The sequence below is a fragment of the Proteiniclasticum ruminis DSM 24773 genome (assembly GCF_000701905.1).
GTDB classification, from domain to species: domain Bacteria; phylum Bacillota; class Clostridia; order Clostridiales; family Clostridiaceae; genus Proteiniclasticum; species Proteiniclasticum ruminis.
On record NZ_JNKC01000009.1, the window covers coordinates 50476 to 61988 of the forward strand.

At 43.9% G+C, this 11513-nt stretch carries 9 protein-coding genes and 1 pseudogene; 9 read left to right on the top strand and 1 reads right to left on the bottom strand.

Going from position 1 to position 11513, the window contains the following annotated elements:
• Positions 1 to 205: 205 nt before the first annotated feature.
• The 9 genes and pseudogenes from T487_RS0110890 to recJ form a co-directional block, all read left to right on the top strand.
• A pseudogene (locus tag T487_RS0110890) lies at positions 206 to 955 on the top strand (RNA-guided endonuclease InsQ/TnpB family protein); the annotation flags it as partial.
• Positions 956 to 1362: 407 nt separating this feature from the next.
• On the top strand, positions 1363 to 1638 hold the full coding sequence (locus T487_RS0110895; RefSeq protein WP_031577154.1) for a hypothetical protein: 276 nt from the start codon (positions 1363 to 1365) through the stop codon (positions 1636 to 1638).
• A 27-nt stretch (positions 1639 to 1665) separates the two neighbouring features.
• The gene (locus T487_RS0110900; RefSeq protein ID WP_031577156.1) at positions 1666 to 2547 is read left to right on the top strand and encodes an AAA family ATPase; all 882 of its coding nucleotides are present in this window, start codon (positions 1666 to 1668) and stop codon (positions 2545 to 2547) included.
• Positions 2548 to 2890: 343 nt separating this feature from the next.
• Positions 2891 to 3793, top strand: coding sequence for a diacylglycerol/lipid kinase family protein (locus T487_RS0110905; protein WP_031577157.1), 903 nt, complete (start codon positions 2891 to 2893; stop codon positions 3791 to 3793).
• 205 nt (positions 3794 to 3998) lie between these two features.
• Complete coding sequence (locus T487_RS0110910) at positions 3999 to 4955, top strand: Gfo/Idh/MocA family protein (protein WP_031577159.1); 957 nt, start codon at positions 3999 to 4001, stop codon at positions 4953 to 4955.
• Positions 4956 to 5162: 207 nt separating this feature from the next.
• Positions 5163 to 6524: a DUF4301 family protein gene (locus T487_RS15500; RefSeq protein ID WP_051651676.1), complete on the top strand. Its 1362-nt coding sequence runs from the start codon at positions 5163 to 5165 to the stop codon at positions 6522 to 6524.
• A gap of 222 nt (positions 6525 to 6746) precedes the next feature.
• The gene (locus tag T487_RS0110920; RefSeq protein ID WP_031577160.1) at positions 6747 to 7697 is read left to right on the top strand and encodes a Gfo/Idh/MocA family protein; all 951 of its coding nucleotides are present in this window, start codon (positions 6747 to 6749) and stop codon (positions 7695 to 7697) included.
• A 155-nt stretch (positions 7698 to 7852) separates the two neighbouring features.
• Positions 7853 to 8437, top strand: a complete 585-nt coding sequence (locus T487_RS0110925) for a DJ-1 family glyoxalase III (RefSeq protein WP_031577162.1) — start codon at positions 7853 to 7855, stop codon at positions 8435 to 8437.
• Between the two features lie 174 nt (positions 8438 to 8611).
• Positions 8612 to 10354, top strand: coding sequence for a single-stranded-DNA-specific exonuclease RecJ (gene recJ, locus T487_RS0110930; protein ID WP_162178250.1), 1743 nt, complete (start codon positions 8612 to 8614; stop codon positions 10352 to 10354).
• A gap of 323 nt (positions 10355 to 10677) precedes the next feature.
• Here recJ and T487_RS0110935 read toward each other — a convergent pair whose 3' ends face one another.
• On the bottom strand, positions 10678 to 11376 hold the full coding sequence (locus T487_RS0110935) for a class A sortase (RefSeq protein WP_242848055.1): 699 nt from the start codon (positions 11374 to 11376) through the stop codon (positions 10678 to 10680).
• Positions 11377 to 11513 lie beyond the last annotated feature (137 nt).

An 11513-nucleotide genomic window follows, 5' to 3' on the forward strand; every position in this document is an offset into this window, starting at 1 on the left:
GGGGTGTAAATCCTAGCAGATGAATGCAGGGAGGGGATATTTGCTGATGTGCAAAATTTTTATGCATTGTAAACGATTAAAAGAACATTATAATTTAATTGAAGTTCAGAGCATCGTCTCACGATGCATCATAAATATAGACATGGATGGGGTGAACTTTCTGGATACCGTTAATTTGGAAGGATTCCAGATGGTTTGCAATAAAATATTAGAGAAGGTTGGTTGGGTAAGTATAAAGAAAAATCAGATTCCATTGGAGAAGAAGTACAGTAGCCCCAGAGTTTCCTATGATGGGAAATACTGCTATGTAGCTGTTGGGGTAGAAATGGAAAAGCCTGAGTTAGAATTGACTGGTGAGAGCTTAGGGATTGATGTTGGGATTAAAGACCTGGCAGTATGTTCTAATGGACAGGTATATAAGAATATAAATAAAAGTAAAGTGATGAGGAAGAAGGAGAAGAAGCTACGTAGGTTACAGCGTCAGGTGTCCAGGAAATATGAGATGAATAAGAGCGGAGAAAAGTTCGTAAAAACCAGTAACATAGTGAAACTGGAGAAGCAAATTAAGCTGCTTCATAGGGAAATTAGTAATATAAGAAATAACTATTTGCACCAGACGACAAGTGAGATCGTGAAAATCAAACCATCCCGAGTTGTTATGGAGACGCTTACTATTAGAGGTATGATGAGTAATAGACACTTAGCAAAGGCTATTGGGAATCAATGCTTATACGAGTTCAGAAGGCAGATGAAGTATAAGTGTGAGTTTAATGGGATAGAATTTGTAGAGGTTGACACCTGGTATCCATCATCCAAGACCTGTAGTGAGTGTGGTCATGTAAAAACAAGACTGTCACTATCAGAAAGAACTTATATCTGTGAGGAATGTGATTGTGTTATACACAGGGATTATAACGCCAGCATTAATCTTTCGAGATATGGATTAGCAGCATAATCACCTGAAAGATAGCTGTTCATATGTACCATGCGTTGTATGGGGATTTACGCCCTTGGAGTGTTATAACAAACGAAAGTAGCCTAGGCAAAATCGGACACGATGAATGGGGAATGAAACAAAACTATAGAGTTCTATATTATTTTGGCAATGGATGATAAGGGAAAAAGGATGAAATTTTATCGCTATTTCTCTGAGTTCATAAGAAAGCTTCTAGAAGGAAGCCAATTAGAGGCACGAAATTAGAATATCAATGAAGGAAAAGCAGATGATGGCGCATCTGTTGATTGGCTTATTCAAAAAGAAGCCTTTGATATCTAAGAAACATGTACGGTAAACAGCAGAAACAACCGACAGAACAAGGTTCGTTGAGAAAACAAAAGAAATCAGAATAAAGGATGAAGAACATGAGACTGCTTAAACTTAAAATAGAAGGCCTCAAGGCCTATAAGACTCCTCTGGAGCTGGAATTTGTCGCACGGCAGCGGGGGATGAAAGGGAACAGCCATCTTTACGAGCTGCTCCCCAGGGTTTATCAGAACAGCACACTGATGTTCATAGGAGATAACACATCTGGAAAATCGCCTACCATAGAGATGATCTCCTTTGCCATGCGAATGCTGGAAGGTATGCCTCTGTCACTCATGAAAAACGCCATTATTCTTGATGGCGTAAGTGTTTGAGAGCGATTTCATCTGGAAACGTATTTTATGGGTACATCGGAAAAGCTATATAAATTGGTGACCACCATCCGAAAGGATGTGGACTTCTTTGAGGAGGAAAGTAGGTTTGTTATAGAAAATGAAGCGCTTTATGAGAAGGAGCCTGCGAAGATACGATCGAGAAAAAATCTCTTTACCTTCGAGGGTGAATTGCCGGTTCTCATCCGGAAAGGCAAAGCTGACTACTTGCCTCTTGATGTAAGCATTGCGAAGGACATCTACAAGGAGGAGACATGTGGAATGGAGCATCTGGATCTTATTACATTATCGGAAGAAGAGCTTCTTCAGATGTTTCTCTCCGTGGATAAGAGTCTTTTGAAGTTTACGGCACCCCAAATTGAGAAGATCACATTGGATACGGTGTATGAAGTGACGGGAGCGAAAGGAATCCATCTGAAGTTCTATGATATGGACCAGTTCTTTCTCAAGGAGGCGAAAGAACTGAGAAGATATCTTTCGCCGGGGCTTATGAGACGCAAGGTGCTACTCCATATGGCCTCTCGGGTGCTGAAATACGGAGGATATCTCCTAGTGGATGGGCTGGAGAAGGAGATGGCGAAAGATAAGGCTGTTACTCTTTTAAGGCTATTTTCAAATCCTGAGGTGAACCTGAAAGGAACGTGTCTTTTTGCCACCACCTTGGATTCGGTTCTTATTGATGAGATGGAGCGCAATGATGGTATCTACCTTCTTCATCAGGATGCTGGAACTCAGGTGAGTAATCTGGCAGAGCTCATAACAAGAAATGATCTGAAGAAGCGTGATGTCTATAGAAGTGGTACCTTTCCGGGTACAGTGCTTTTACAGAAACGGTATTTTGATCTCATTCAACATTTCTTAAATCAGAAAAAAGAAGAGGCCAATCTATAAGAGCAGAAAAAGCTATGGAAGAATATCAGGGTGTCACATCATGGTCTCTGTGTTCGCGGTGCTGTCCAATGCCAATAAACAGCCTATGAGGATGCTTTTTACCTGAAGGAACACCTGAAAGAGAATAGACATCTTAAAAGAAACGCTCTTAGTAGAAAGGTGAGATCAGCCCTTTCTACTAAGAGTTTTCTTTTGTTTCGTCTTCAAGGTTTGTTATTTTGGGGTTCACAGCGGTTTCACAGTATGTTCTTATACTGAAATGTAGAGTAAGCGGATTTTTGGGAGACCCTGAAGCAGCAGGTTTCCCATAGATGGCCGTGTGTAAGAAAGAGGAGTGGATGCTATGAAAAGAAAAGCAGTACTGATTGTCAATCCTTCATCAGGGAAAGAACAGGCGAGAGCTTATACAGAAGAAGCGGTGAAGGAGCTTCAAAAAGTCTATGAGGAAGTAGAAGTGAAGGAAACAAAGGGACCAGAGGATGCTACGGATTTCGCCAAGGAGGCTTCAGAAGAAGGGGTCTCTTTGGTGGTTTCCATGGGGGGAGACGGTACGGTCCATGAGGTCGTAAATGGTCTGTCTGAAAACGAGGTAAGGCCAGCCTTAGGCATCATTCCTTTAGGCACCGTCAATGACCTGGCACGGGCTTTGGGGATTCCACTCCGGCCAGAAGAAGCCATCGAAGTGCTGACAAAAGGGAAAATGAGGCCCATCGATATCGCAAGAGCAGGAGACCGGTATTTTACAAGCGGATTTGCCCTGGGAAGAGTCCCGGAAAGCATCCATCAGGTGACACCCGATGAGAAATCAAAGCTGGGGCCTTTGGCCTATCTTCTGGCGGGTCTTAAACAACTCATGGAGAAGGAAAAGATTCAGCTGAAGATTGACAGCAAGGAACAGGTCTTCCAAGGGGAGCTCATGGCGGTGGTAGGATCCCTTTCTGGATCTCTTGGAGGCTTTGAAGGCATTTTCCCTGAGGCGACCCTGGAGGATGGAAAGCTGCATGTGCTTCTTATAGAAGACTTGAGCCTTCTGGATACAGCGAAAATTCTACCGGATTTTCTGAAAGGAGATGTGGCGTCGTCAGATCACCTGACGTACTTTGCTACAAGAAAAATGAAGGTGACCCCCGTAGGAGAGGAGCATTATGAGAGCGATCTGGACGGAGAGAAAGGACCCAAGGTGCCCTTTACGGTGGAGGTGCTGAAGGCGCATTTGAACGTTCTGGCGCCAGAAGAGGAGAAATAGTAGGACGAAAATAATCACAGAAGAGAGAAGGGCACAGGCGAAAGCTGGGCGTGTCTTTCTTTATTACGGGGCAAGGGAGCAAAGAACCTTTCCTGTGATAAACTGGAAGAGAGAAGAAGTCCATCATGGTGGGCAAATACAAAGGGAGCACTCTTTCTTAGGTCAGATTTCGTGCTCCTTTTGAGTGTAGGAGAGTGGTATAAAAATGAAACAGATCAACTGGGGCATACTGGGGTATGCCAGAATTGCCAAAAATGAGCTGATTCCGGCAATACTGGAGGCACCTTCCGCCAGTCTATATGGCATCGCTTCTAGAGATTCCGGGAAACGAGAAGAAGCAAGGAGCCTTTTTCCTTTTGAGAAGGTCTATGAGACCTATGAGGCGCTTTTGGAAGATGAGAACATCCAGGCGGTGTATATTCCGCTGCCCAATGCCCTCCACAAAGAGTGGGCGGTAAAGGCCATGGAGAAGGGGAAGCATGTTCTTTGTGAAAAGCCTCTGGCTTTGTCAGAGCATGAAGTGAAGGAAATGACAGAAGTCAGCGAAATGTATGGCGTCCTTCTCATGGAGGCGTTCATGTACCGCTACACTCCTAGAATGAAAAAGGTTATGGAGATCGTGGGTAGCGGCGTTTTAGGGGAGATTCGTCACATAGACTCCTCGTTCCGTTTTTATCTGGACCGGCCCAATTCCATCAAGATGAAGAAGGAGCTGGGTGGAGGAGCTCTCTATGATGTGGGGTGTTATCCCGTGAGTTTTGCAAACCTCCTTCTGAAGGAAGAGCCACAGGATCTTTTTGTATCTTCTGTCATGGAGGAAGGAGTGGACATTGAGACATCGGTGCTTCTGACCTATAGTCATGGCGTCACAGCGTCCCTGCACTGTGGTTTCAATGCCTATGGAGTAAACTCTAGTGAGATTCTAGGAACCAAGGGAAGACTGGTGATTCCAGATACCTTCCTGGAAGAGGAAGGAGCGCTTACCTTCTATCATGAAGGTAAAGTAGAGACTATTTCCGTACCTGGCTGTCGCCGGTACATGCTAGAAGTGGAGGACTTTTCTCAGGCTGTTATAGAAAAGTCCAGACCGCTCATTACGCTTCAGGAAAGCCTTCTCCAGGCGCGTGTCATGGACAGAATCCTCAGAAGCATCTACAAATGACAGTTTTATCTAAGAATACGCGAATGCATATCAATACAGGAAGTGTATTTAATTATTTATGAAATAAATCACGTAAAATCAATAAATATCGGAAATACGGAGTAAATACGATGTAAAACTTTGAAGATAAATGGATGATATGTTTTTTATGGGATTCTAAAGTATAATAAGAATAAAACATGAAAAGAAGTATAGTTGGAGGATCTTATGAAAGAGAATTTGGAGAAATTTAAATCTGGAACAAGGTATGTACGTATTGTATCTCCTGTAACCCGGGAGCATCTGACGAATTCTAATGAAATTTCGGAGGAGTATCTGAACCTTCGCTGCGTAAAGTTTGTGCCTGCCAGTGGCGCTGCCACCAGAATGTTTGAGGATCTTTATCAGTATCTGGAAGAGGGAAAAGAGACGGAGGCCATCACGGAGTTTTTTAGTCGTCTGGAAGAATTTCCTTTCTATGAGGATCTCAAGGACTTTCTTTTAGAGAAGAATCTTCATAAAGATCGGGTGGAAGACCGCAAACGAATCATTGAACATCTACTTTTTGACATGAAGTATGGAGAATACCCCAAAGCCTTCATCAAAATGAACCGCTATGAGGACTTTTCGGCCATGCCCATTGAGGAGCATCTCTATGAGGGGGAGAGGTATCTGAGCCCGGAAGATCTGAAGCTTCATTTCACCATCTCTCCAAACCATGAAAAGCTCTTTTTGTCCTATCGAGAGCGTGCACTAGATGCGGGAAAACCTTTGGATATGACCTATTCCTTCCAGAAGTCCTCCACGGACACAGTGGCAGTGGATTTGGAAAATAAACCCTTTCTTCTAGAAAATGGAGAATATCTCTATAGACCTGGCGGTCATGGAGCCCTCATTGAAAACCTCAATGATCTGGATGCGGATGTGATCTTCATTAAAAACATCGATAATGTCTGCCATCGGGCGTTCTTAGAGGATACAGTGGATTCTAAGAAAAAGCTGGCTTCCATCGGCTATGAGATGAAGAAAAGAATCGATGGGTATCTTCTGAAGCTTCTGGAAAACAAGGTGGATCTTCAGGAAGTGAAAGACTTTCTTTTGAATGATCTTCATATCTCCTATAAAGGAGAGCTCACAAGAGAGAAAGCAGTAGAGTTTCTTAACCGGCCCCTTCGGGTCTGCGGCGTGGTGAAGAACCAGGGTGAACCTGGTGGAGGACCCTTTGTCCTGGACCAGGGAGACTATACAGATCTTCAGATCTGCGAAAAGAGTGAAGTGGATTTTTCGAAAGAAGATCAAAGGATGCTTTTTGAGACTTCAGAGTTCTTTAATCCTGTGGATCTGGTGTGCTTTGTAAGAGACTATAAAGGGGAAAAGTTTGATCTTCTTCGGTACGTGAATGAGGACAGATATTTCATTTCCATGAAGAGCTATAAAGGGAAACCCATCAAAGCCCTGGAACATCCAGGACTCTGGAATGGGGCCATGGACAGATGGAATACTCTCTTTGTGGAGGTGCCCCTTTCCACCTTTAATCCGGTGAAGAAGGTGAACGATCTTCTTTCTCCTGGTCATCGGGGCGAAGCTTAGGCAGTAAAGATAGTACTATAATGGACAGGAGAGGGTTAGAGAGCAGTCTACTTCCTCCACTGTCCTTTTCTTTTTCCCATTGTTCAAAAATTCTTAAGGAGTGTTTTCCTCCTGTTCATGTCAAGGTAAAAGATTATGCCTATACTCCTTAGTAGCAGCTTTTTTAAAAAGCTGATTAAAAAGAATGAGATAAAAAAAGATAGATACCAACGGAGGTAGGACATGAAAAAGATTAATTGGGGAATATTAGGGTATGCATCCATTGCCAAGGAATCAGGCATTCCAGCCATACTGGATTCCAAACATTCTCATCTGTATGCCCTGGCAAGCCAAGATGAGGAAGAGATCCAAGAGGCGAGGATAAAAGAGCCCTTTGATCAGATCTATGGGTCCTATGAAGAGCTTCTGGAGGACAGAGACGTCCATGCGGTATACATTCCGCTGCCCAACAGTCTTCATAAGGAGTGGACCGTGAAGGCACTGGAAAAAGGAAAGCATGTGCTTTGTGAGAAGCCTCTGGGTCTTACAGAAGACGAGGTGGTCCATATGATGAAGCGGGCGGAAGAACAGGACAGACTCCTCATGGAAGGCTTTATGTACCGCTATACTCCAAGAATACAGAAAGTAATGGAGATTGTGGACAGTGGTGTCTTAGGAGAAACCAGGCACATTGATGCTTCCTTCCGATTCATGATGGAAGAGGAAGGAGACATCCGTATGGACAAGGACCTGGGTGGAGGTGCTCTTTATGATGTGGGCAGTTATGGCGTGAACTTCCTGACGCTTCTGATGAAAAAAGAGCCCATCAGTATCCTGGGAACAAAGAAAGTAGAAGAAGGTGTTGATGTTCAGAGCACGGTGCTTTTTGAATATGAGAATGGAGTTACTGCGGTGATCCACAGCGGCTTCAATTCCTTTGAGAAGAATGAGGCAGAGATCATTGGCACCCAGGGAAGACTGGTGATTCCGGATCCATTCCTCTACAACGACGGAACTATAACGCTTCATCTAGAGGGAAAGAAGGAAGACATCTATGTGGAGCCTTGTGAGAAGTTTACAGAGGAGTTTGAGGACTTTTCTGTGAGCATTCTGGACGGAAAGCTTCCGCTTTTGTCCCTTGCTGAGACCAGGATGAATGCTAGGATTCTAGACAGGATCTTTGCCGTGATTTAAGGATAAATACTGGCAGGGTTCTCGAAATTTCTGTTTCCATTTCTCTTTCAAAGTACTCTAAGAAGTTGATAATTTCTTAAGAATTTCATGATATAATGAGTAAAACATTGAAGAAATCAGTGGAATGATCAAGAAATGATTCGGAGGGATGAAAGATGAGCGGTAAAAGAGCATTGGTGCTGCTGGCACCTGGATTTGAGGAGATTGAAGCGGTTTCTGTCATAGATATCTTAAGAAGAGCCAAGGTGAAAGTGCAAGTGGCGTCTATTACAGAAAAAGAGGATGTGACAGGATCTCATAATATCACGCTGAAAAGTGACGTTCGTTTGGAGTTCATTGACATCTATAATGATGACTATGATTTGGTGTATCTTCCAGGAGGCGTTCCTGGTGTGAACAATCTGGCAGCCAGCGAAAAAGTGCTGGATCTTCTTCGAAAATACAATGAAGATCAGGTGCTCATAGGGGCTATTTGCGCAGCACCTTGGGTGCTGGAGGAAGCTGGGGTTCTAAAGGGCCATGAGGCCACTTCTGCACCAACCTTCGAAGAGAAGATTCATCCGGACAAGTATGTTCATGAAGTCTTCGTAAAGTCCGGAAACATTCTTACTTCAAGAGGAGCGGGCACATCGATGGAAATGGGATTCTCTCTTCTGGAGGCTTTAGGGCTTCAAGAGGATGCGGCAAAGCTTCGGGAAGATATGCAGTATAACTTCCTTCTGGAAAAGAAAGGAAAGTAGAATCCCTGTACATCGCAGATGAAAAGAGTCTCCATGTATAGAACTATGAATTTTGGGAATCTCTGAGTAAAATCAGGGATTCTTTTTGCATTCTCTTGAAAAAATTGGCTATAATGAATGGTATGAATGAAAATATGAGAAAGAACAGGATAAGAGAACATGCAGAGTAAATGGATGATGAAGAATATCAGGACAGATTATGGTGCGCTGAGTAGAGCGCTGAATCTTCCAGAAGAGATTGCCAGATGCCTTGTGAACCGGTGTCCAGGAACCTTGGAGGAGATGAAGGCATATCTTCACCCCAGCCTTTCGGATCTTCACGATCCGGGTCTTATGAAGGATATGGACTTGGCGGTGGATCTGATTTTAACGGCCTTGGAGGAAGAAAAGAGAATTCGCCTCGTAGGGGATTTTGACATTGATGGATCCATGAGCATCTATATCGCGCTGTCAGCGCTGAGAGAAGTGGATGCTCTGGTGGACTACGAGATTCCAGACCGGGTAAAGGACGGCTATGGCATCAATAAAGATATGGTGGAGAAAGCCAAAGAAGAGGGGATTGATCTTCTTATTACCTTTGACAATGGTATTTCAGCCTTCGAAGCGGTGCAGCATGCCAAGGACCTGGGTATGGACATTATCGTTACGGACCATCATGATATTCCTTATAGTATAGAAGGAGATGAGAAGAAGCAGGTGCTGCACCCAGCGGACGCTGTGGTGAACCCCAAGCAGGAAGGGTGCTCTTACCCCTACAAAGGGCTTTGCGGCGCTGTGGTGGCGTTTAAACTCATCATAAAGCTCTATGAGGTCATGGGGATCGAAGAGGATGTGGTCACGAGGTATCTTCCTTATGCTGCCATTGCCACCGTGGGAGACATCATGGACCTTACGGGAGAAAACAGGATCATTGTGAAACATGGCTTAGCCCTACTGAAGAATAGTAAAAATGAAGGTCTACTTGCCTTAGCAGAGGCTGCTGATCTTTCTCTTACAGATGTCTCCACCTACAGCATCGGTTTTGTTCTAGGCCCATGCTTTAATGCGGCAGGCAGACTGGCCACGGCGAGAAAGAGTGTGGAGCTTCTGTTTTCAAAAGGGGAAGAAGCCAGAAGACTCGCAAGGGAGCTTTATCAGCTGAACCAGACCAGAAAGGCCATGACAGAAGAGGGCATCATCCTTGCGGAGGACGTAATCCGTACCCATGGCTACCAAGAGGACCATGTGATGGTTCTGCATCTGGAGGACGTTCATGAGAGCCTTGCTGGAATTATTGCAGGAAGAGTGAAGGAGAGATACTACAGACCAGCCATTGTCTTGACCACCACAGAAAATGGGCTGAAAGGATCTGCTAGATCCATTGAGGAGTATAATATTTTTGAAGGGCTCAGCAGTGTGAAGGAGCATCTGAAAAAATTTGGTGGACACCCCATGGCGGCAGGGCTTACTATAGAAGAGGAGCATTTGAACTTATTGAGAGCGAGTCTGAATCAGAATTCAGAGCTGTCAGAAGAGGATCTTTTGCCGAAGGTGCGTATTGATGCCAGGCTTTCGCCTGGGAAGATCACAGAAAGCTTTGTCCGTGCTCTGGATGCTCTGGAACCTTTTGGCAAGGAGAATCCGAAGCCCGTCTTTGCGGAGAAGGAGCTTACCATTTCTCAGATCTATGTTCTAGGACAGAAGAAAGACCATCTGAAGTTTCTTTTCCAGTCGGAAACTTCCTTGGTGGAAGGTATCTATTTCTATGGGGTGAAGAAACTGGAGGATTATTATAGGGAGGTCCATGGCATGGAGCCTGAAAGACTGGATCTTTTGCTGAAAGACAAGAAGGTGGATCTTCTTTTCTATCCGGATCTCAACACCTACAACGGCATCACCAGAGTACAGTTGAAAATACTGGATCTCCGAATTTCTTAAGTTCTTCTAAAGTGATATATTTTTACGGTATTTGATTGCAAAGTGGTATTAAGTATGCTAAATTAAATCTTGTGATTGTTATTCCGTCTTTCGCGGACAACCGGTTCTTTACTCGCAGAGAGGAAGCTCGGAGCATCATACCACTGGAACCTGGCAGAAACAAGCAAAAACCTCTATCTATTGCGTGATGATTGAAGCCTAAGCTAGTATATGCCAGGTTCCTTTTTTTGAAAATTGAGAAGTAATCATAATAAATAGAGCCCTCATCTGAAGTTTTCTTCAGATGAGGGCTCTATTTGCTTTAGTGCTTTAGTTCTCCCTGGTCAGTTGGCAGCATTATACGCGGCTTCTGAGTGGAGCAGGTCTTTAGAATAGGGGTAGGAGGTCTTGAAATCTGCCATGACAAAGTAGCGTTTGCCCGTGGAAGAAGAGTAGTAGCAGGTCATGAGGGAAAGTATGGCGTTTCCTCTCTTTTTTGCTTCCTGATCTTCAATGATGTACACGGCGGTGTCTGGTACGGTGGTCACATCATAGGCAACATACTCATAAATGGTCTCATTGTCTGTGAGCCTGATAATGTCTCCTTTTTTCACATCCATGAGGGAGCCAAAAAGAATATTTTTATCTTTGGAATAATGACCGGCAAGGGGGTAGTTTCCTTGTCCCATCTTCTGGTCTTTTCTCATGGAGGCAGAGCCTGCAAGAAGATTTGCATTGTTGATGCCCTTAAATATCGGGATGTTCATATCGACGCTGGGAATGACCAGTTGCCCAATGAGCAGGTTCTTATTGATTTTACTAGCATCCAGGAGAGTACCTGTGACGCTGATATCTTCTACGATGGAGAAATCAAATTCTGCTTCTTCATTCTGTTCATTTTCTTTGATCTTCTCAGGTGGATAATCAGCCACAACCTCAACGGTGTTATTGATGGTATTTTGAATGACCTGATCTTTTATTTTTGGGGTAAAGATCAGGAGCAGGCCAAATGCTATGAGGAGTACTGCAAAAAACTTCTTCATATAAATCCCTCTTTCATGACTTCTTTTATAACTATAACATTGTATGGTGGTGGCTTCAACGGAAAGAAAGTTACAAATCTGTTTTGAGTCTTTGTTGTTTGATTATTGGAGCAGTGTTTCACAGAAGGAGAAAAAAA